Source organism: Myxococcus sp. AM011, from assembly GCF_013372595.1.
In the GTDB taxonomy this organism is placed as follows: Bacteria; Myxococcota; Myxococcia; order Myxococcales; family Myxococcaceae; genus Myxococcus; species Myxococcus eversor.
On sequence record NZ_JABXEM010000035.1, the window covers coordinates 1 to 21701 of the forward strand.

A 21701-nucleotide genomic window follows, 5' to 3' on the forward strand; every position below is an offset into this window, starting at 1 on the left:
GTACTGGGATGACTCGCTTCGGTTGTGGGTTGCCTCCAGCGCGGAGGCCGTCCAGGCCGTGCTGACCCATCCCTCCTGCCGCGTCCGCCCTCCCTCCGAGCCCGTGCCGCGCCCCCTCCTCGGGTCGCCTCCCTCCGAGGTCTTTCGACTCCTCGCTCGCATGAACGACGGCCCTTTTCATGCGCTCGCGCGACGCGCACTCGTTGGCCTCCTGGCCACTTTTGATTCGCCTCGGGTCGTCGAGGTCTCCCGGCGGTGGACCCTCCGACTCGCGCTTCCGGAGTCGGCCCATTCACTCCCCTTCCTGCTCCCGGTTCATGTCCTCGGTGAGCTGCTGGGGCTTCCTTCCGAGTCACTTCCACGGGTCGCCTCCTGGACGCGGGACTTCGTTCGCTGCATCGCTCCGGGGGCACACCCGGACAGCCTGGCGGCCGCGGTGGAGGCCACGCGGTCGCTGTGCTCATTGTTCCGCTCCTATCTGGAGGCGCAGTGCTCCTCGGGTGACGGGGCTCTTGCCTTGCTGGTTCGGGAGTCGATGGCGCTGGGGCTCCAGGACGCCTCGGACGTGGTGGTCGCGAACGCCATCGGGCTGCTCTTGCAGGCACATGATGCGACGGCGGGACTGCTGGGACAGGCTCTTCGCGTCCTCCTGCTTGACTCCTCCCTGCTGACGGAGCTGCGCGCGGAGGTTTCGCTGCTTCCCTCGTTTCTCGACGAGGTGCTCCGGTTCGAATCTCCGGTCCAGAACACCCGGCGGTTCCTGGCCACGGACGCCGTCATCGCCGGACAGTCCATGGCCTCTGGTGACGCGGCGCTCGTCGTCCTCGCCGCCGCCAACCGGGACCCCTCCCTTCATCTGGAGCCGTGGCGGTTCGACCTCCATCGGACGCAGCCTCGGGGACTTGCGTTCGGCGCGGGCGCTCACGCGTGCCCTGGCGCGGCGCTGGCGAAGGCCATCTCCCAGGGCGCTCTCCTCGCGCTGCTGCCCGCGGACCTTCGCTCGCTTCGCTCGGCCTGCCTCGGCGCTTCGTGGATGCCCTCGCTCAATGCTCGCGTCCCTGTGTTCTCCGCTCCCTCTTCCCTGGAGGCTCACTCATGATCGCCGTCATCTTCGAAGCCCGGCTCAGCGCGGATGGACAGCGCGAGTACCTGGACCTCGCCGCCGAGCTGCGTCCCCTGCTGGCTCGCATCGATGGATTCATCTCCATCGAGCGGTTCCAGAGCCTGTCCTCTCCGGACCGGCTGCTCTCCTTGTCGTTCTGGCGCGACGAGGCCGCCGTCCAGCAATGGCGTCAGCTGGAGGCCCACCGCGCCGCCCAGGCCCGGGGCCGGGACTCCGTCTTCGCCGACTACCGCCTGCGCGTCGCCACGGTCCTTCGCGACTATGGACCCCACGAGCGCGAGCAGGCCCCCGACGACAGCCGACGGGTGCACGGCTGACTCCTGGACTGCTCACGGACCGACGGTCCGCGCTCCTTCCAGGTGCCGAAGGCTCCAGCCTGTTATTCGTGGGCTCACGGACACTTTCCACCAGGAGCCCCGCGCGTGAGCACCCAGAACGTTCGCATCGAGAAGGACACCTTCGGCCCCATCGAAGTCCCCGCCGACCGCCTCTGGGGCGCGCAGACCCAGCGCAGCCTCCAGAACTTCGCCATCTCCACCGAGCGCATGCCCCCCGCCCTCATCCGCGCGCTCGTCCTCGTCAAGAAGGCCGCGGCCCTCGTCAACGTGGAGAACGGCAGTCTGCCTCGCGAGAAGGGCGACGCCATCGTCCGCGCCGCCGATGAAGTCCTCGCCGGAAAACACGACGCGGAGTTCCCCCTGTCCGTCTGGCAGACCGGCAGCGGCACCCAGACGAACATGAACACCAACGAGGTGCTCGCCAACCGCGCCTCGGAGCTGCTCGGCGGAGAGCGCGGCGAGGGCCGCAAGGTCCACGCGAACGATGACGTCAACAAGGGCCAGAGCTCCAACGACGTCTTCCCCACCGCCATGAGCGTGGCCGCCGCCACCGCCCTCATCGAGCACGTCATCCCCGAGGTGAAGGCCCTTCGCGACGTCCTCGCCGACAAGTCCCGCGCCTTCATGGACGTGGTGAAGATTGGCCGCACCCACCTTCAGGACGCCACGCCCATCACCCTGGGCCAGGAGCTGAGCGGCTACGTCGCGCAGCTGGACCTCGCGCGCTCCCACCTGGAGCGGACCCTCCCGCACCTGCATGAGCTCGCGCTCGGTGGCACCGCCGTCGGCACCGGCCTCAATGCTCCCAAGGGCTACGCCGAGCGCGTCGCGAAGGAGATTGCCCGCCTCACCGGCCTCGCCTTCGTCACCGCCCCCAACAAGTTCGAGGCGCTGGCCGCCAACGACGCGCTCGTCCAGGCCCACGGCGCCCTCAAGGGCCTGGCCGCCGTGCTCTTCAAGGTCGCCAACGACATCCGCTGGCTGTCCTCCGGCCCCCGCTCGGGTCTGGGCGAAATCACCATCCCCGAGAACGAGCCCGGCAGCTCCATCATGCCGGGCAAGGTGAACCCCACCCAGAGCGAGGCCCTCACCATGCTCTGCGCCCAGGTCATGGGCAACGACGTCGCCGTCTCCATCGGCGGAGCCTCCGGCAACTTCGAGCTCAACGTCTTCAAGCCCCTCATCATCCACAACCTCCTGCAGAGCTGCCGCCTCCTCGCGGACGGCATGCGCAGCTTCCGGCTCAACTGCGCCGTCGGCATCGAACCCAACCGCGCCCGCATCCAGGAGAACCTGGAGCGCAGCCTCATGCTCGTCACCGCCCTCAACCCCCACATCGGCTACGACAACGCGGCGAAAATCGCGAAGCTGGCCCACAAGGAGGGCAAGACGCTCAAGGAGGTCGCCGTGGCGCTGGGCCTGCTCACCTCCGAGCAGTTCGACCAGTGGGTCCGCCCGGAGAAGATGACCGGCCTGTAGGCACCCCCTGTCCTACACCTCGCCCGGACGCCCCACCGAGGGGCATCCGGGGGGCCTTCCCCCGTCCCAACCGTGGGCCAGCGCACGCTGCGGCAAGAACGAGCGGGCGCGAGCGCCACAGGACGATTAGGGTAGGGGAGCCATGAACGTCCCCTTCGTCATTGAGACCACGCACCGCGGCGAGCGGGCGTATGACCTGTACAGCCGGCTCCTCAAGGACCGCATCATCATGCTGGGCACGCCCGTCAACGACGACGTGGCCAACATCATCGTCGCCCAGCTGCTGTTCCTCGAGTCCGAGGACCCCGACAAGGGCATCAACCTCTACATCAACTCGCCCGGCGGCTCCGTCACGGCCGGCCTCGCCATCTACGACACCATGCAGTACGTGAAGTGTCCGGTGTCCACCATCTGCGTGGGACAGGCCGCCTCCATGGGCGCCCTCCTCCTGCTGGCCGGTGCGAAGGGCAAGCGCTACGCCCTGCCCAACAGCCGCATCATGATTCACCAGCCGCTCGGCGGCGCCCAGGGCCAGGCCACGGACATCGACATCCAGGCCAAGGAAATCCTCCGCCTGCGCAGCTACATCAACGGCCTCATCGTCAAGCACACGGGCCACACCGTCGAGCGCATCGAGAAGGACACCGAGCGCGACTACTTCATGAGCGCCGAGGATGCCCGGCAGTACGGCCTCATCGACGAAGTGGTGGAGAAGCAGCGCCTCATCTCGCCGCCGTCGTCCACCCCCAACAAGTAACACCCCGTCACACCGCCCCCGCTCTCGTGGCGGAGCGGGGGCCCCGGGTGGGTGCTTCGAGCCCGCCCGTTGATTCCCGCCACCCGCCGCGCGCAGCTCTTGCGCTGGTGCACCGAGCAGGCGCGAATCCCGCGCGCCGCCGTGCCCGCTCCCTCGGCTGCGAGTGGCACGGCCGATGCTCAAACTTGGACACATGTCCTGGCTCCGCTCGCGCACCCTCCGTCGCCTCCTGCTGCCCTCCGCCCTGCTGGTTGGAGCAGGCTGCGTGGGGCCCACAGGCCGCCCGCCCGTTCCCCCTTCCTCGGCCGACGTGCAGGCGGAGCTGGGCGAGCGCGACGTCATCCAGGCCGGCGAGGAATACGCCCGCAACAACAGCTTCGTCCTGGCGCAGGCCGGCGAGGCCGTGGAGGTCCGCCCCAACCTCTGGCGCATCCGCTTCGGCTTGAAGGACAAGCCCGGCCGGGGCGTGGAGCTGGAGTTCGACTCGCTTGCCCGCAGGGTGACGCGCGCCCAGGAGATTGAAATCGTCCCGGGCTCCACCACCCCCCCCGAAAAAGTCCCCGGACGCGGGGGCGAGGATGTGCCCTCCGGCGGTCAGGGGCGTGGACCCATCCCCTGACGTGGCCGGAGCCCGCCGCTACGGCAGCACGGTGACGCGATTGAGCGCGGGGGCGGGCAAGGGGCTCGCCTGACTGCTGTGCGCCTTCAGGTAGGCCTCCAGCGCGTCGCTGTCCACGGCGCCACCCAGCCGGTTCGTCCCCTCGGCGAGCACCGGGAAGCCATCACCCCCACCCGCGAGGAAGTTGTTCGCGGTGACGCGGTACTCCGCCGTCAGGTTCACTGGCACGCCGTTGATCCGGATGGACGCCGGGTCGACGCGGCTTCCGATGGGCGCCGACGCGCTGAACGCATAGGTGAAGCCCGCCGACGGAAGCAGCATGAGGGTGGCTCCCGACGGCCGCCACTGCCGCTCCAGCAGTTGCTCGATTTGCGCGCCCGTCAGCGTCAGGGTGACCAGGCTGTTGCCGAACGGCTGCGTGGTGAAGGCCTCGCCGTAGGTGACCTCGCCCTGGGCGATGTCCGCGCGCACGCCGCCCGGGTTCATGAAGGCCACCTGCGCCCCACCCAGGTTCGCGGGCTTCGTCGCCTCCAACTGCGAGTCCGCGATGACGAAGCCCAGGGTGGACTGGCCCGCGGAGTCCGTCTGTGTCCTGAGCGTCTGCGCCACCCAGCCGATGACCCGGTTGGCCCGCTGCGTGACGAGCTCCTGGTACTTCGTCACCAGCTCCTTCACCGCGCCGACCTCCTGCACGTCGCGAGTGACGATGACGTTGTTCGCTCGCGCCTGCACGACGTCGCCCGTCGCCTTGCTCAACGTCAGGTCGATGTCCGTGACGAGCTGCCCCATCGACGAGGCGCTCGTGACGACCTTGCCATCGATGACGCAGTTGTAGGCCTGATGGGTGTGGCCGCTGACGATGACGTCCACCGCGTCATCGAGGCCCTTGGCCATGCCCACGATGGCACCTGCGATGAGGCCGTCCGCACCCTCGCCCTTGCATTCGTTCACCAGCGAGCCCGAGGTCGGAATTCCACCCTGGTGCACCACCACGATGATGGCTTCGATGCCCTGCCGCCGCAGCTCCGGCACCAGCGCGTTCACCGTCTGCACTTCGTCCTTGAAGGTGAGCCCCGCCACGCCCGTGGGCGTGACGATTTCCGGCGTGTCCTCCAACGTCATGCCGATGAAGGCCACCTTCACGCCCTCGAACTCGCGCACGTCGTAGCGGGGGAACAGCGTGCGGTCCACGCCCGTGGCCACGTTGGCCGCCAGGAACTTGAACTTCGCGCCCGGGAAGCCATCCCCGTCCAGGCAGCCATCCACCGAGTGGCAGCCACCCGACTGCATGCGCAACAGCTCCGTGCTGCCCTCGTCGAACTCGTGGTTGCCTACCGCGACCAGGTCCAGGCCAATCAGGTTCATCGCCTCGATGGTGGGCTCGTCGTGGAAGAGCGCCGACAGCAGCGGCGAGGCGCCGATGAGGTCTCCCGCCGCCACCACCACTGTGTTCGGATTGGTGGCCCGCAGGGCCGCGATGTGCCGGGCGAAGTACGTCACGCCGCCCGCGCTCACCCGCACCGGCCCACCGTCGGGGGCCACGCCCGTCAGAATCTGGCCCGCGGGGGCCTCGAGCTGCCCGTGGAAGTCATTGAACGCCAGCACCTGCACGCTCACCGTGGTGGGACCCGAGTCGGACGTCCCCGAGTCGGACATCCCCGAGTCGGACATCCCCGAGTCGGACATCCCCGAGTCGGGCATCCCCGCGTCCGAGCCCGCATCCAGGGGCGGCTGCTGGGCGGGATGCTGCTCGCAGCGCTTGTCCTCGCAGACCCACTCCTTGCCCTCGGCCGGTGCGCTGTTGTCGAAGCGGCAGTCGGCGGCGTCCTGGCACTCGTCACCTCCGCAGCCGCCATGGGCGAAGAGGAACATGCCGGTGACGAACGCTCCGGCGAGCAGGAAGACGCTGGGGCGCGCTCCCAGAAGTGACGAGCGCGGTGTGGCTTGAGGCATCGACGGAACTCCAGCGAACAGGGAGGGGGAACCTACTCAAGTTCGTGGACGATGGCGCGACTTCATGGCGGCGCGGTGAAGCTCGCGCCCCGACTTCGTTTCGACAGGGGGGACTGTCGCCCGGACTCATGGTGCGGCTGGCGGCGCTTCGTTGCCACACAGCAGCAACTCCGCGGGACCTCCGGTGCGACCCACCAGGACGGCCACCTGACCGTGCGCGCGACCGAAGCGCTCCGCCTCCGCGCGGGGCAGGCCCGGGACGAAGAGGCTCTGCTCGGACCAGCTCCCGTCCTCCGCCTCGCCGATGGCGGGCGCCACCACCCAGCCTCCCGCGATGAGCTGGGAGACGAGTCGCTCCTGTGCGCGCTGGTTCTCGTCCTTGCCTCGAGGGCGAGAGCCCGGATTCCACGCCGTCATGAAGGCCCACTCCCGGTGGCCTCGTGCCGCCAGGGCGGCGTCGAGGGCGGGGTGCAGCCTTCCGACTCGCAGCACCTGCTCCACGCCATCCGTGGAGCCATGCGGGCGAATGACATACCGCGTCGTCCGGTAGGCTCCCAGCAACCGCTCCTGGTCGAGCTGTCTCATTCGCGCATTCTCGCGTTGCCGACACCCCGCTGTCAGCCCCCGGGGGCCGCGAGTCCTGACGAAAAGGTGTCTGGATTGGATATTCCCGGTGAATGTTCAGAACCCCCCAACGTCTGGAGCCCTCGCAACGTTCCAATGAGGGGGCGTTTGGACGTGGGGCGAATCCAGATGATGCGTCGTGCCGTGGTGGCTTTCGCGCTGTGCGCGGGCTTTGCGGGAACGGGCTGTGTTTCGGTGAGTCATGTGCAGACGGCGGACACGCTGGGCGCGGGCAAGTTCCAGTTCGCCATCGAACCGGGTGTCGGAGGCGCCGCAGTCATCGGCGACAGCGAGACGGGTTCGGGGGGCATCTACTATCCACACATCGACCTCGCTGCGCGCTTCGGTGTGACGGAACGCGTGGACCTGGGCGTGCGCTTCGGTTCGTCGCTGGCCGAGCTCCAGTCGAAGTTCCTGCTCACCAGTCCCGATGACCCGAACATGGCCATCTCCGTGGCGCCCTCGGTGATGGGTGTCTTCCTGGGGAGCGACGACGACACGGTGGGCAGCTACGTCAACGTGGCGCTGCCCGTGCTGGTGGGCTTCAAGACGGCGGGTGGCTCGGAGCTGGTGCTGGGTCCTCGGGTGTCCGCGACGCGAATCTCGGGGGGCAGCTCCACGGAGAGCGCGGCCGTGAATCTGCTGAGCGTGGGCGCCTCCGTGGGCTATGCGCTGCGTGTCACGGAGGGTTTCCGGCTGATGCCCGAGGTGGGCATCTCCGTCCCTGTCATTGGCGAGTTCAACACCACGGACTCCGAGTCGGAGCTGGGTGCGGGTTTCAACGGCGGCTTCATCCAGTTCAAGCTGGGCTTCCTCTTCGGCCGCGGTCGTCCCATCAACCGAGACACGCGGGTCTACGTCAACAACGCCGACTCGAACGACGTCGACATCTGACGTCACCGGTGGACGGTCCATCCGAGCCTTTTCCGCTAGGCTGTGGGGGCCCAGGGGCCGTTGGCCCTGGCGGGAGGCTCGAGATGGATTCGGTGGATGCGCGGCTGGAGCGACTGGAGCGCCGCTGTCGGCGGTTGCAGGGACTCACCTTCTCGGCGCTCGCGCTGGCGGGGGTGGGGCTGGGCACCGCGGCGCTGAAGCCCGCGCCGATGCTGGGTGGGGAGCTGGTGGCCTCGCGCCTGGTGCTCAACGACGCGCAGGGGCAACGTCGGGCTTCGCTGGGGCTGGATGACTCGGGCGCCGCGGGGTTGGTGTTGCATGACGGCACGGGCCGTCCGCGCGCCTTGCTGGGCGTGGCGGTGGATGGCTCACCCCGGCTGCGCTTCTCCACGGCCGGGGGCGAGTCCCTGGCCGAGCTCACCGTGTACTCGGATGAAGCCCCACGCCTGACGTTGTCCAAGCCGGGTGGCGTGGACCTGTTCTCGGTGGGCCTCCAGGTGGATGGCTCCTCGCGGCTGGAACTGGCGGACGCGGATGGCCGGCCCCGCGCGATTCTGGGCGCGGACGAGCACGGCTCTCCGGGACTGCTGCTGGTGGACCGCCGGGGTCAGGCCCGCGTGGAGCTGAGGGTGGGCCCGTCCGACGGGGCCAGCCTTCGCGTGGAGGGTCTCGACGGCGAGGTCTTCCAGGCGCCCGCCGTCCTCCAGTGACACCGCGTCACTGCTGGGGCGGGACGATTTTGTAACCACGTTGCAGCAGCGGGGCGAGGCGGTCGGAGATGTCCCACGACTCCACCACCTTGCCGTCGCGCATCCGGTAGAGCGAGTGGCCGTTGAGCGCGAGTTGACGGGGCTTGCCCGCCTCGTCCGTGTGCTGCGCGTCCGTGCCCTGGGCCTTCCAATGCACCAGCACCATGTCTCCGTCCGCCACCACGTGGAGGACGTCGAAGCGCAGGTCCGGGAAGGCCTGGAACGTGGCCTCGGCCTGCTGGCGCACGGCGGCCGGACCCACCACGTCCGTGGGCGCGCCCTGCGAGTGGTCGACGTAGTCCTCGGAGAACAGCTCCGCGACGCGGTCCAGCTTGCGCAGGTTGTAGAGTTCCTCGGTGAGCACCCGCGCCTGCTGGCGGTTCTGCTCCTCCAGCGCGGCGGCGCGCTCCACCGGAGATACGGACGCACACGCGGACAGCAGTCCGAGCATGCAGAGCCACATCGTCGTCGCGAGGCTTTTCATGGCCTGGGAAGCTGCGCAGCCCCACCCAGGCCGTCAGCCCCCCAGGGCCCGCGAGTGTTCACCTCACGTCACGCCGACAGGTGGCCCAGTCCGATGGGCGAGGCGAGGCAGGCGTCCGGAATGCCAAACGCATCCACCAGCGCCACCGCGTCCGGCCGCAGCTCCGTGCAGAGCTTCACGACCTCCTTGCGGATGGCCAGGGCCTTGTTGCCTTCCATCAGCCCGTTCTCCTGGAACCAGCCGCTCGAGGACTCCAGGCACGACAGGCCATAGAGGTCGCACAGCCGGCCCAGCACCACCTTGAGGCCCTCGTCCTTCACCGTCGCCACGCCGTGGAGGAACTGCTCCAGCACCACGCGTTCGATGTGCGCGTGCGCCACCGCCACCAGGTGCGCCTGGACCTGGTTGAAGGCGGTGAAGGCCTCCATGCCCGCGGACATCCGCTTGCGCAGCCGCTTCGCCACCGAGGCCAGCAGGTCCTCCTCGCGGTAGCGCAGGAGCCGGAGCTGGTATTCGCTGTCGCGCAGGTGCTCGCTGCCGGTGCGCCGCGCCGCGATGGGGTTGCGGTCCGCCACCGCGGTGGCCCTTTCGGCGATGAGCTTGAGCACCGCGAAGACGCGGTCGTCCTCGAAGCGCTGCCGGTAGTCCGTCAGCAGGCTCTTGGCGACCAACTGCATCAGCACCGTGTTGTCGCCCTCGAAGGTCGTGAAGATGTCCGTGTCCGCCTTCAGCCCCGACAGCCGGTTGGCCTCCAGGTAGCCCTGGCCTCCACACGCCTCGCGCGCCTCCTGGAGCACCGACGTCACGTTCCACGAGGCATACGCCTTGAGGCCCGCCGCCAGCGCCTCCACCTCCATGGCGTCCTCCTCGGTGCGCTTCACGTAGCGCTCCACCAGGTACTCCAGCGCGAAGTCGAGCGCGTACGTCTTCGCCAGCGGCCGGAGCAGGCGCAATTGGTGCGTCTGGTGGTCCAGGAGCCGCACCTCCGGCGCGCCCGGAGGACCGAACTGCCGGCGCATGTCTCCGTAGCGCACGGCGATGGTCAGCCCGCTCTTGGCCCCGCTCAAGGACGCGCACGCCACGCTCACCCGGCCCGCCACCAGCGTGCCCAGCATGGTGAAGAAGCGCCGGCCGTCGCTGGGGATGGAGCTGGTGTACTCGCCCTCGGCGTTCACCTGGCCGAAGCGGTCAAGCAGGTTCTCCCGAGGCACCCGCACGTGGTCGAACCAGATGCGGCCGTTGTCCACGCCGTTGAGCCCCATCTTCCGGCCGCAGTCCTCGATGCGCACCCCGGGCATCAGCTGGCCCCGCGCGTCGCGCAGCGGCACCAGGATGGCGTGCACGCCCAGGCCCTTGCCGCCGACTTCCAGTTGCGCGAACACCGTGGCGATGCGGCCGTGGACCGCGGCGTTGCCAATCCACTCCTTGCGCGCGGACTCCGTCGGCGTGTGGACCAGGAAGTTCCCGGCCTCCGCGTCGTAGCGCGCCACCGTCTCCACGTCGCGCACGTTGGAGCCGTGGCCCAGCTCGCTCATCGCGAAGCAGCCGGGCAGCTCCAGCGTGGCGACCTTCGGCAGGTACTCGCGGTGGTGCCGCTCCGTGCCGAGGAAGAGGATGCTCGCGCCGAACAGGCCGAAGTGGACGCCCGCCTTCACCACGAGGCTCATGTCGAAGAGCGCCAGCGTCTCGAACGCGGCGATGAAGGCGCCCAGGTCCGCGCCCGCCTCGTCACCCTCGGGAAAGGCGATGTGGCCCAGGCCCTCGTCCGCGAGCTGCTTGAGCCAGGTGAAGGTCTGCTCGCGCTGCTTCGCCGTGTCCAGCGTGGGCTGCTGGCGGAAGGCCGGGTCTTCCAGCCACGTGCGCACCTTCGCGCGGACGTCCGGGTACTTGCGGTCCAGCACCGCGCGCAGCGCCTCGGGCGCGAAGGAGGTGGGCTCGGTGGGGCCGATGCGGCGCGGCTCGTGCCCGGCGGAGGGGACGAGGGCGCGCACCGCATCCCGGCTGGAGACGCCCAGCACCGCCTCGACTGATGCCAGCGCGCGCACCAGCTCGGGGACGGAGGGGGGGAGCTCCGTGGTACCGGAGACCAGTTCGGCCAGCTTCGCGCCCAGCTCCGCGAGGCTGTCCTGGGCGCTGAGCGACAGGCGCGCGGCGGCGGAGCGGATGTGCTCGCGCACCAGGGCCAGCTCGTTCGACGTGGGCGGCAGCAGCGGGTCCAACCAGCGCGCGAGCACGGTGGTGGAGCGCAGGTCCAACCAGGGCTGGGCGCGGGCGGCGGCGCCGAGCATCCGAATCTCCGCGTGTGTCAGCTCTCCGTCCGTCCAGGCCACGTACAGCATGGGCACCAGGGGCGCGAGGCGCGGCAGCGACAGCAGCTCCTTCGCGGTTGGACGAATCTCTTCCACCATGGTCGGTACTCCATCAGGCGAGGGAACGGGCGCAGTGTGGCCAGCATGGCGCCGGGCGGCAATGGAAGAGAGCGCTCGGCTGTCGGGCAGGCGGGCAGGCCCTGCATGCCGGGGCGAGGAAGTGTTCCTAGCTTGCCACGTCATGGACGAGTCCCAGGACCTGTCGGAGATCGAGATTCTTCCCCAGCCCGGAGCCCACGGCTTCGACGGCGCGCGGGAGCGCAGCGAGCACGAGATGCATGGCCCGTATGTGCTGCCTCCCGGGCCCCAGGGCTTCTCGTTCTCTCTTTATCAGTCCACGGGCGCCGCGCTGATGCCGGGGCACAAGCTGGAGCTCTTGGACAACGGCGCGGTCTTCGACCGGATGTTGGAGGACATCCGCTCGGCGCGGGAGAGCGTCCACATCATGGTCTACATCTGGCGACCGTGTGACGTGTCGGACCGAATCGTGGCGGCGCTGGTGGAGCGCGCCCGCGCGGGAGTGGCGTGCCGCGTGGTGGTGGACCCGGTGGGCAGTGAGGAGCTTCGCGGCGACAAGGACTTCGACCAGAAGGTCGAGAAGGTCCTCTGTGAGGCCGGCGTGGAGGTGCACTACTACCGGCTGCTCGCGGGCAAGGTGATGGGGCGGCTGTTGGGACGCACGCACCAGAAGCTGGTCGTCGTCGACGGGCGCATCGCCTACACGGGCGGCTTCGGCTTCTGGAAGGTCTGGGAGGGCAACGGTCAGGCCCCCGAGGAGTGGCGCGACACGAGTGTCCGCGTCGAGGGCCCCTCCGCGCGTGAGATGCAGCTCACCTTCTCGCGGTACTGGCAGGAGGCGGGCGGAGGGCTGCTGCCGCCGAGCACCTTCCCGGAGCCTATGTTGGTGGGCGATGCCGAGGCGTGCTTCGTGGAGAGCTCGGGCAAGCTGGGCATCACCGACGCGGAGCGCATGGTGCGCATGGTCATCGCCGCCGCTCGCGAGCGGCTCTGGATTGCCAACGCGTATTTCTCTCCACCCAACGAGATTCTGGAGCAGTTGGAGGAGAAGTGCCGGCAGGGCGTGGAGATTCGCGTCCTGGGGCCCGGGCCCATCCACGACGTGAAGGTCATCCGCGCCTCGCAGCGCTCCACGTATGAGCGCCTGTTGGATGCGGGCGTGCGCATCTACGAGTACCAGCCGTCGATGATGCACGCGAAGACGATGCTCGTGGATGACTGGCTCGCGGTGGTGGGCTCCACCAACCTGGACTCGCTGTCGCTCAACAAGCTGGGTGAGGGCTCGCTCGTCATCAACGACGCGGAGTTCGTGCGGAAGATGGAGCGCTGCTGGGCCAAGGACCTGCGTGTCTCCAAGGAGATCTCCCTGGAGAACGGCGGCCGCACCAACCCGTGGCGACGACTGGCTCGCAGGGCGACCCAGTTGGTGGGCCATGACCGCTGACGGTCAGCGCGGGTTCGTCACGCCGACCTGACGACAGGCGTCGCGCACGGGGCACGTGGAGCACTTGGGCCGCGAGCCCGTGCACACGTGCTTGCCGAAGGGCACCAGCAGGCGATTCAGCTCCACCCAGTACTTGCGCGGGAGCTGCGTCTCCAGGGCGGCCATCGTCGCCTCGGGGGAGCGGGCCTTCACGTAGCCCCAGCGGTTCGTCACGCGGTGCACGTGGATGTCCACGCTGATGGCCTCGTGGCCGCACGCGATGCCGAGCGCCAGGTGCGCGCACTTGGGGCCCACGCCCTTGAAGGACTGGAGCACCTGGGCGTCGCAGGGCAGGGTGCCTCCGAACTCGTCCCGGGTGCGCACGGCGATGGCGTGGAGTTGGTGCGCCTTGGCCTCGTGGAAGGTGACGGCGCGGATGAGGGCGTCGATGTCGTCGGGGCTCATGCGCGCGAGGGCCTCCGGAGTGGAGGCGCGCTGGAGCAGCGCGAGGGCGGCGGGCAGGCTCACTTCATCCAGGGTTCGGATGGAGAGGATGCAGGCGACGAGCTGCTCGAAGAGGCTGTCGTGGCCTCGTGCGGAGAGCGCGAACATCGCCGCGTCCGCGAAGTCGCGCACCGACTCGCGCACGCGCGCCAGCACGTCGTCGATGTCGAAGGGGACCTTGTCGGGCCGCGGCTCGGGCTCCGTGACGACGCCTGGGGTGGGTTTCGCGCGCGCGGTCCGCGGGCTCGTGCTGGACGGGGCCCTGCGATTTCTTCGAGGTGCCGTCGACATCCCTCGCCTCCCTGGGTTTCGAGGGAAGGTGAGGGCCTGTTGATGCGGGGGCTCGTGGGTGCTTCCTGTCCGGTGGTGGGGCAGGGGGCGCGTCAGGCGCTCGGCTTCGTCAGGTCCAGCGCGTACCAGTGGTCGCAGCCGAAGTGCCCGGTGCTTCCCATGGGGGCGCAGAGCTTTTCGAAGCCCAGGCGTCGGTAGAGCTTCTGGGCCTGGGTCATGGAAGCGAAGGTCTCCAGGTAGCAGCGCTGGAAACCCGCCTCCCGGGCGAAGTCGAGGCAGCGGCGCACCATGCGCTCGCCGGCTCCCAGTCCTCGGACCTCGGGCAGGAAGTACATCTTGCGCAGCTCGCACACGCTGGGGTCACCCCCTTGCAGTGGCGCGATGCCTCCGCCGCCCAGCACCTTGCCCGCGCGCTCCACCACGAAATAGGCGTGGCGAGGATGCGCGTAGGCGGCGGTCATGGTGTCGACCTCGGCGTCATGCAGCGCGAAGCCGGGGCCATCCGCGCCGAACTCCGGCATCACCGCGCGGATGATGGCGGCGACGTGAGGGTTGTCTTCAACCTGGATGGGACGCAGTCGCAGCTCGTCTGTGCTCATGCGGGGATGACGTTTTCATGGAAGGGGGCCGAGGGCCAGCGGGACCCAGGGGCCTGACGGGTGCGTCGGGGTGCACGCACCTGTTGTGCACCCGGCTGCACAGGTGGCACACGACCGACGCACCTGGAGTCGATGGTCCGGTTTCCTCCCGTGGGAGAACCCGGGCATTCTGCGTGGCATGTCCGTTGTAGAGGGGGAACCCCATGTACTGCCCTGACTGCCGACAGGAGCGCCTGGGTCATTTCAGCCAGTGCGCCATGTGTGGCACGGCGATGACCTCGCGCCCCCGTTCCGAGCTGGAAGCGGAGCTTGCTCACGTCCACTTCCTCCTGTCCGAGCTGACCCGCTGGGATACCTCGGAGGTTCCCTCCAACGTCCGGCGCTTCCTCTCGGAGCGCTACGAGCGTCAGTCTCGAATCCTCCTGTCCGTGCTCGCCGAGTCTCCCGCGCCTGTCGCGATGGCTTCGCCGGAGATGGCGGGCTCGGCCGAGGCGGGCGTGGGGCATCACGCGGTCGCGGACGCTTCGGACGTGGAAGCGGTGCACGCGAATGTGACGGGCTTCTCGGCTTCGGGCGAGGAAGTGGCTCGGGCGGATGCGGCGCATCTCTCAGTCTCGGGGCTCTCGGATGAGGAGCTGGCGCGCGCGGGTGTGACGAACTTCGCGGCTTCGGATGTCGTGGAGCCTTCCGTCGCCTCGCAGCAGGACGCTGGCCTGCAGGGTCTGGTGGTTTCGCGGGATGAGGCGGCGCGGGAAGCCGCCGCGGCAGCGAGCGCGGCGCGGGCGGCGTCGGGCGCTTCGGTGGTCAAGGGCGAGGAAGCGGCGCGACTGCTGGCGGCCTCCGTGGAGGCGGCGCGGTCCTCGCGACATGGTGCCGCGTCGGGACCTCATGGTCCGGCCTCCGACTCGCAGACAGGGGCTGAATCCCAAGAGGCCCGTTCGGGTGCCCAGAGTCGGGTGCGTCCTCCGACGCGGCCTGGGGCGGATGCGCATCCGCTGCCGGAGAATCCCTCGCAGCCTTCGTTCGAGGCGCCTCCGCCCCGGAGCGCGACGGCGCGACTCGTCGAGGAAGTCTCCACGTGGAGCACGGTGTGGAAGCCGTTCCTCTACGAGCGCATTCCGTGGTTCATCGGCGCCTTCCTCATCCTTTCGAGCACCGTCTATCTGGTCTTCGAGAGCTGGGCGGGCATCTCCTCCGTCCACCGCTCGCTCATCGTCTTCCTCATGACGACGGTCTCCTCCGCCGGCTTCTCCCTCCTGGGCGGCTACCTCGCCCGCAAAGAGGAGCTGCGCGGTGCCGGGCGCATGCTGGGAATCATCGGCTCCGCGTCCGCGCCGCTCGTCGGCATCGCGCTGGGGCCCTTGGAGTTCGGAGATGCGCTGAACCTCGGGGGCGTCAACACGATGACGCTCATCCCGCTGCTGCTCGGCTGGTCCGTGGGCGCGGCCTTCCTCGTGCGCAAGCCCGCGGATGCGTACGACGCGCCTTCCCGTCCCTTCGTCCAGGTGGCCCTCATCGCGAGCACGCTGATGATGGGGCTGGCGCCGCTGGCCGCGAAGCTCGGGAGCGCCGCGCTGTGGCTGAACATCCTGCCGTGCGTCCTCTTCTTCCTCCTGTCCTCCCGGCCCGTGCCGAAGCCGCGCGAGGGCACCGCGCTCACCTTCGCCCTGGGCGCGTCGCTCTACCTGCTCGTCATCTACGCCGTTCGCCTCCACGTGGCGCTCGCCGCGGCCGGAACCCCGCCGGAGGTGAGCGTCTACGCGCCCTTCATCGCGTTCGTCCTCGCCGCCGCGCAGCGCTTCCGCTCGCTTCCTCCCGAGCGCGCGGCGGACCCGCTGGCCCTGGGTGTGGCCTCGCTTCAGGTGATGTGTCTGGTGGCCGCAATCGGTGCGCCGCCGCCGACCTTCTTCATCACCGCCGCCATCCTCACCTGGACGCTGGTGTCCCTGGCTCGCGGAGCCATCGGTCGCCTCCCGTGGGTGTACCCCGCCTATGCGGCGTCCTACTTCGCCTATGCCACCAGCGGGCAGCTCGTTCCCGGGCCCCTGAGGCGCCTGCTTGAGGCGTTCAAGGCCTCGCTGGGCTATCCCGTCGCGGACAAGCTGCCCGTGCAGTACGGCGCCCTGACGGCGCTTCCGTTCGTGCTCGCGGGCGTCGTGCTCGCGGTGTCGCGCCTGTGGCGCGGTGAGCGCACGGGCAATGCACGGGACATCGCCTTCGCGGAGGTGCTGTTCCGCTCCACCGCCGTGGCCAGCGTCGTCTTCACCTTCTACGGCATGGCGGGGCCCGACATGCGCCCGGCCTTCTGGAGCGCGCTCGGGCTGTCCATCGTGTGTCTGGCCACCGGCCTGCTGGTGGACCGCTTCAACCTGAAGGTGGTCGGAGCGCTGCTGTCGCTGCTGGTGCCGGTGTTGGGCGTCAGCGTGCTCTCGAATCCAGCCACCTCCGTCGTGTCCGGACTGCTGGTGCTCGCGCTCGCGGGTGTCTGCACGGTGTGCACGGCGCGGACGCGCGCGTTGCTTTCGCCCATCGTGGGCCTCGTGGCCACCGGGGGCTTCTGCCTGGGGCTCTTCCGCGACTTCAGCTTCCTGGGCATGACGGGCGCGGTGCTGTGCGCCGTGAGCATGCTCATCGTCGCGTGGACGCTCCGGAACGAGTACGCCCTGGCCTATGCCGCCCTGCTGGTGGCGGCCCTCGTTCCGAAGTTCGCGGTCCAGGTGTCCTCCACCGCGATGTCGTTCTCGCTGGTCTTCGTGGCGCTGGCCCTGGCGGTGCTCGCCGAGCGCGGAAGGGTGCTGCGTCTGCTGGGCGTGGTCGCCGTCTTCTACGCGGTGTTCGGTTTCGCGTCCGGCGTCATCGGCGAGGTGAGCGGACTGGGCATGGTGGTGCTCCTCTCCTCGGCGGCCGTCGCCGTGTCGTCGCGCATACTGCGTGGCGTCCGGCCCCTGGCGGTGGTGCTCGGCGCCTTCGCGCTGCTCCCCGACATCTCGAACTTCTACGCGCCCTGGCACGGAATGATGAAGCCGGGGATGTCCCTGGGGTTGTTCATCCTCTGGGGCCTGGGCGCCTCACTCTGCGCTGCGCGCTGGGGTCGCAGCGCGAGCACCATCACCGCCGCCGTGGTGACGTGGATCTTCCCGCTGGTCGCCGTGGAGCAGGCACGGAACTCCCAGGAGGGCTTGTTCCTGGTCGGCGCGGCGTTCGCGGCCCTGCTCACCGCTCGGGCGATACCGGCCGGGTTCAGCGTCGCGGTGGCCGCGCTGTACGCGACGATGGGATTGTATTCGGAGGGGCCGCTGGCGCTGCTGGGGTTGTCCGCCGTGCTGGCGGTGCTGGCCGTGGCGGAGGAGGTTCCAGCGGTGCTGGCCGTGGGCACGGGCGGAAAGCGCTTCGCGGGGGTGGCCACGCTGGCGTCGGCCCTGGTGCTGGCCCTCGTGGTGGTGGGCTGGGACGACGCGCATCCCGCGTGGATGGTAGCGGGCGCCATGCTGCTTCCGCTGTTGTGGACGCGCGCCAACCGGCAGCCCTTCTTGGCCAGCCTCTCGGTGCCGTACGCCTTCGCCGGCTTCCTGGCGATGGGCGGTGCTCCGCCGACCTGGGCGTACGCGCTGCCGCTGGTGTCGCTGGCCGTGGCGCGGGCCGCCGCGCACCTGCCCGCGTTCAGCTCCCTGCTGATGCGCTCCCGGGAGCAGGTGGACAGTGACACGCTGTCCATGTGGATGCAGGTGAGCCTCGCCGGCCTCACCTCGATGATGCTGATGTCGCCGTGGATGGAGCCCGTGTCCGTGTACTTCCTCACGGCGTCACTGGCGCTGATGCCAGGGCCTCGCCCGTTCATGCGCGTGTGTGGCGCCGCGCTCCTGCTGCTCGTCATTCCGGAGGCACGGCCCGTCGTCACCGTCCTGCTGCTCGCCGTGGCGCTGGCCGAGCACCATGCGCCGTCCGCGCTGTGGGCCTTCTTCCGAAGCCCGGCGGATGTCTACCTGCGGCGCGCCGCGGTCATCACCGCGCTGGCCGTCGCGGTGGTGCCGGTGCTGGATGTGCCTTCGCAGCCACGACTCGTGGGACTGGCGGCCGTGGTGGCGGCGTCCGCGTTCCTGCTGTCTCGCCGGTGGCTGCTGGTGCCCGCCGTCTGGGTGCTCGCGCTGGCGACAGTGGGGCAGACGGAGACGCATCGCTTCCTGGAGTGGAGGCCGGAGACGGGGCTCGCCTTCGTCGCGGTGGCGCTGGGCGTGGGCCTGTTGTCCGCCGTCTGTCAGGCGGGTGCCGTGCAGCGTGCGCTCAGCGCGGTGGCGTCGAAGCTGACGCCCGGGCTGGAGGGCACCTGGAGCGAGCCCTTGTGGGTGGGAAGCGCCGGAGCGCTGGCGCTGCTGCTCCTGGGCCGACTGGTGGATGCGGGGCCGGGCGCGCTCTCGGCGCCCATGGCGGCGGGCGCGGTCCTCACGTCGCTGGTGTTGATGTTCGCCCGCGAGCGGTGGATGGCGAACGTGGCCATCGGATTGCTCGCGGCCTCGTTGGTCGCCGCGGTGCCGTGGTTGTGGCTGCCCGCCGTCATCAGCGGCGCGGGCCTGGTGCTGTGCGTGAGTGGCATGGTGCTCGACGAGCGAGGGGTTCGCGTCGGGGCCTCGCTGCACCATGGTGGCTGGGTGCTGGCCCTGTTGTCGCTGGCCACGCTGAATGACCTGAAGCACGTGGCGACGCCGCTGTGCTTCCTCTTCGGTCTCGCCTCCGCGTGGACGGTGGTGTGGCGTCGGCGCGAGCGCGAGGTGGTGGGCTGGCTGGCGTCGCTCGCGGCGGCGCACGGCGCGCTGATGCACCTGGGCGCGGTGTTCTCATCCGGGCGCGGCTCGGAGTTCATCCTCCCGCACTTCGGCGCGGCCAGCGCCGTGCTCGCCGCGCTGGCGTTGTTCGTGGCGGGCGCGAAGGTGCGTCGGGGCGTGGGGCTGGGCTTCACCGTCGTCGCGCTCAGCGAGGTCCTGCTCGGCCTGACGATGCTGGGGGCGACGGGAGACGCGCTGCGCGAGGCGCTGGTGGCCTGCACGGCGCTGGCGGTGCTGTTCGTCGCGCTGGTTCGCCACGCCGCCGTGGAGAAGGACGAGCCGGCGGCGTTCCTCGCCCAGGCCGTGCTCGTGCTGGGCTACCTCTCCGTGCGCCTGTTGGGCATGGGGGCCAACCCGAGCACCGGGGACAGCCTCGCGGCGCTCGTGGGCGGCGCCCTCTTCACGGGCCTCTACTTCTTCGTGCAGCGCGAGGGCTCCAGCCTCGTTGTCTTCCGCAGGCCCGCGCTGTGGGGCGCGTTCCTCTTCCCGCTGGCGGGGTTGTTCTCCGCGCCGTGGAGCGAGCCGCTCCAGGTGGCCGCGCTGCTCGTGGGCCATGCCGCGCACTTCGCCGCGCTCGCGTCGCACCCGACGCGCAGAGGGGTGGCCTCGCTCGCGTCGGTGGTGGCCTTCAACGTGGCGCTCTACCTCGTGTGGCAGGGCACCGGAAACGGTGAGCCGCAGTTCTACGTCATCCCCGCGGGGCTCTCGCTGCTCGCGCTGCTGCGCGTGTTCCGAGGCGCCGTCGACGAGGACACCTACGCACGGCTGCGCGCGCTGGCCGTCACCGTCATCTACGTGGCGGGGGCGTGGAAGCCGCTGATGTTCAACGACGGCGGCGCCATGCTGCTGTGCGTGTTCCTCTGCGTGGTGGGCGTGGGCTTCGGCATCGCCCTGCGCATCCGCTCCTACGTGTACCTGGGCACCGCGTTCATGGTGACGTGCATCGTGGCGAACCTGGTGCGCTTCGGCATGAGGGACCACCGCATCGCCGCCGCGTCGCTGTTCGTCCTGGGCCTCGTCGTCATCGGCTCCATGGTGCTGCTCAGCGCCCACCGCGCCGCACTCCTCCAGAGGTACGCGCGGGTCCGCGCACTGCTGTCCACCTGGGAGGGCTGACACTTCGAGTTCTTGGCGGGACCCCCAAAAACGTGGGATTGAATGCGGCGCCAACTTTCGGAAGGGCCTCCGGTTGTCCCGTCTTCGCCTGCTCGCCACCGTTCCGCTGTGTGCCCTCTTCGGCTGCGCCACCGTGCAGTCCCGCGACGTCGGGGCCGCCCTGGAGGTGGCGCCACTCGCGGCGGTGGCACCCACCGAGCAGGTCGTGGCGGCGCCCTCCACCGAGCCGTCCAGCATGGTCCACGCCGAGGATGTGGGCTCGGTGGCACCGGGTGAGGTCGGGACTTCGGCGAACGTACAGACGCCCCCGGTGAAGTCCGACGCGCCAGCGGCGCCGAAGGCCGAGGTGGCTCCGCGCGTCGTGGCCACCGTCGTCTCCGAGGAGAAGGAGCGACCGCTGGTGACGGGCGTCATCGCGGCCGCGCTGGAGGCCGTCGCGCTCGTCGTCCCTCCGTCCACGGACCTGGCGGCGGGCTTCTGGGATGCGTACCGCACGCCGATGCAACTGGCGCGGCTCATCGTGACGCGCTCCATGCAACTCGTCGGTGAGCGCAACCTCGCGAAGGTCAGCCGGGGCATGCCCAATGACTGCTCCGGCTTCGTGCGCCTGGCCTATCTCTCCGCCGGCATCGACCTGGTGGCGCATGGCTTCCAGGCCGGTGAGAACGCCGTGTCCGCCATCTTCCGTCGCGCCACGGAGGGCAAGCGGCTGCATCACCGCGCGCCGCGCCCCGGGGACCTCGTGTTCTTCCGCGAGACGTATGACCGCAATCGCGATGGCCGCCGCAATGACGGGATGACCCACATCGGCGTGGTGGAGGGTGTGGCCGATGACGGCACCGTCACCTTCATCCACCGGGGCAGCAAGGGCGTGGCCCGCAGCCGGATGAACCTGTCGTATCCGGAGAAGCACCAGCTCGCGCAGGGCGGACCCGTGGTGAATGACTTCCTGCGGCCCGCGACGAAGGGCGGACGCGCGTATCTCACGGGCGAGCTGTTCGTGGCCTTCGCCTCTCCCGACGGACTGTAGATTTCCAGTCGGTGCCTCGCACCCCGCGTGGCTTTGAAGCATCGCGCGGTTGGTGCGTCATGGCGGGCATGAGAATCGCCCTGCTTGTCGGTGGTTTGCTGCTCGCGTCGGGCTGTGTCGTCCACTCGCGCTCACCGCCCCGCCCCGCGCCTTCACGTCCTCCTCCTCGTCCGTCCGCCATGTCCTACAAGGAGGCGGTGGACCGGGGCTTCGGCGAGTGTCGCGCGCGCCGGTTCGACTGCCGGCTCAAGGAAGCGCACCGGACGGGCAACGACGTCTGGAAGGTGAAGTTCTTCGCCTCGGCGCCCGGGGCACAAGGCCATCTGCATCTGGATTACGACGCCTTCTCTCGCAACCTGCTCAAGGTGGACGAGAAGGTGAAGGCCCGGCGTGGCGACCGGGATGATGACGACTGGGATGACGACGACCACCACCATGGCCGTGGCAAGAAGAAGGGCCACGCCCGGCACGACGACTGAGCACGTCCGGAGGCTCGGGCGGTGACTCACCG

General features: G+C 69.7%; 17 protein-coding genes. 11 read left to right on the forward strand and 6 right to left on the reverse strand.

The annotated features are described in order from the left end of the window. From HUW62_RS09845 to HUW62_RS09865, 5 genes are all read left to right on the forward strand, one after another. Positions 1–1099 (forward strand): cytochrome P450 (locus tag HUW62_RS09845; protein WP_217911241.1); only part of this gene is annotated, 1099 nt, incomplete at its 5' end. Continuing rightward, entirely contained in the window at positions 1096–1440 is a 345-nt protein-coding gene (locus HUW62_RS09850) for an antibiotic biosynthesis monooxygenase (RefSeq protein WP_163868977.1), read from the forward strand. The genes HUW62_RS09845 and HUW62_RS09850, both read left to right, overlap by 4 nt. A gap of 105 nt (positions 1441–1545) precedes the next feature. After that, a complete protein-coding gene (gene fumC, locus HUW62_RS09855) occupies positions 1546–2940 on the forward strand; it encodes a class II fumarate hydratase (RefSeq protein WP_163868978.1) in 1395 nt (464 codons plus the stop codon). Positions 2941–3082: 142 nt separating this feature from the next. After that, positions 3083–3697 (forward strand): ATP-dependent Clp endopeptidase proteolytic subunit ClpP, encoded by a 615-nt coding sequence (gene clpP / locus HUW62_RS09860; protein ID WP_163868979.1) that lies wholly within the window; start codon positions 3083–3085, stop codon positions 3695–3697. A 193-nt stretch (positions 3698–3890) separates the two neighbouring features. Further along, entirely contained in the window at positions 3891–4316 is a 426-nt protein-coding gene (locus HUW62_RS09865; RefSeq protein ID WP_163868980.1) for a hypothetical protein, read from the forward strand. 18 nt (positions 4317–4334) lie between these two features. On the opposite strand, the gene HUW62_RS09870 is transcribed toward HUW62_RS09865, so the two are convergent. Next, positions 4335–6269 carry a bifunctional UDP-sugar hydrolase/5'-nucleotidase gene (locus tag HUW62_RS09870; protein ID WP_176434266.1) on the reverse strand — a complete coding sequence of 645 codons (1935 nt, stop codon included), beginning with the start codon at positions 6267–6269 and terminating at the stop codon, positions 4335–4337. Between the two features lie 126 nt (positions 6270–6395). Next, positions 6396–6854: a DUF3293 domain-containing protein gene (locus tag HUW62_RS09875; RefSeq protein ID WP_163868982.1), complete on the reverse strand. Its 459-nt coding sequence runs from the start codon at positions 6852–6854 to the stop codon at positions 6396–6398. Between the two features lie 168 nt (positions 6855–7022). On the opposite strand from HUW62_RS09875, the gene HUW62_RS09880 reads away from it, so the two are divergent. Together HUW62_RS09880 and HUW62_RS09885 are read left to right on the forward strand one after the other, a co-directional pair. Beyond that, complete coding sequence (locus HUW62_RS09880; RefSeq protein WP_176434267.1) at positions 7023–7787, forward strand: hypothetical protein; 765 nt, start codon at positions 7023–7025, stop codon at positions 7785–7787. A gap of 83 nt (positions 7788–7870) precedes the next feature. Further along, complete coding sequence (locus HUW62_RS09885; RefSeq protein WP_163868984.1) at positions 7871–8497, forward strand: hypothetical protein; 627 nt, start codon at positions 7871–7873, stop codon at positions 8495–8497. A gap of 7 nt (positions 8498–8504) precedes the next feature. On the opposite strand, the gene HUW62_RS09890 is transcribed toward HUW62_RS09885, so the two are convergent. Beyond that, positions 8505–9020 (reverse strand): ester cyclase, encoded by a 516-nt coding sequence (locus tag HUW62_RS09890; protein ID WP_163868985.1) that lies wholly within the window; start codon positions 9018–9020, stop codon positions 8505–8507. Between the two features lie 68 nt (positions 9021–9088). Then, positions 9089–11428 carry an acyl-CoA dehydrogenase gene (locus HUW62_RS09895; protein WP_163868986.1) on the reverse strand — a complete coding sequence of 780 codons (2340 nt, stop codon included), beginning with the start codon at positions 11426–11428 and terminating at the stop codon, positions 9089–9091. A gap of 142 nt (positions 11429–11570) precedes the next feature. On the opposite strand from HUW62_RS09895, the gene HUW62_RS09900 reads away from it, so the two are divergent. Then, positions 11571–12851, forward strand: coding sequence for a phosphatidylserine/phosphatidylglycerophosphate/cardiolipin synthase family protein (locus tag HUW62_RS09900; RefSeq protein WP_163868987.1), 1281 nt, complete (start codon positions 11571–11573; stop codon positions 12849–12851). Positions 12852–12854: 3 nt separating this feature from the next. On the opposite strand, the gene nth is transcribed toward HUW62_RS09900, so the two are convergent. Next, a complete protein-coding gene (gene nth, locus HUW62_RS09905; RefSeq protein ID WP_176434268.1) occupies positions 12855–13625 on the reverse strand; it encodes an endonuclease III in 771 nt (256 codons plus the stop codon). A gap of 92 nt (positions 13626–13717) precedes the next feature. Further along, positions 13718–14224: a GNAT family N-acetyltransferase gene (locus HUW62_RS09910; RefSeq protein ID WP_163868989.1), complete on the reverse strand. Its 507-nt coding sequence runs from the start codon at positions 14222–14224 to the stop codon at positions 13718–13720. Between the two features lie 203 nt (positions 14225–14427). Between HUW62_RS09910 and HUW62_RS09915 the strand changes: the two genes are divergently transcribed. The 3 genes from HUW62_RS09915 to HUW62_RS09925 all read left to right on the forward strand — a co-directional run bounded on the left by HUW62_RS09915 (position 14428) and on the right by HUW62_RS09925 (position 21669). Next, complete coding sequence (locus tag HUW62_RS09915; protein ID WP_217911242.1) at positions 14428–20160, forward strand: hypothetical protein; 5733 nt, start codon at positions 14428–14430, stop codon at positions 20158–20160. 73 nt (positions 20161–20233) lie between these two features. Continuing rightward, the gene (locus tag HUW62_RS09920) at positions 20234–21190 is read left to right on the forward strand and encodes an NlpC/P60 family protein (RefSeq protein WP_217911243.1); all 957 of its coding nucleotides are present in this window, start codon (positions 20234–20236) and stop codon (positions 21188–21190) included. Positions 21191–21258: 68 nt separating this feature from the next. Next, positions 21259–21669, forward strand: a complete 411-nt coding sequence (locus HUW62_RS09925) for a hypothetical protein (protein WP_240356896.1) — start codon at positions 21259–21261, stop codon at positions 21667–21669. Positions 21670–21701: the final 32 nt, after the last annotated feature.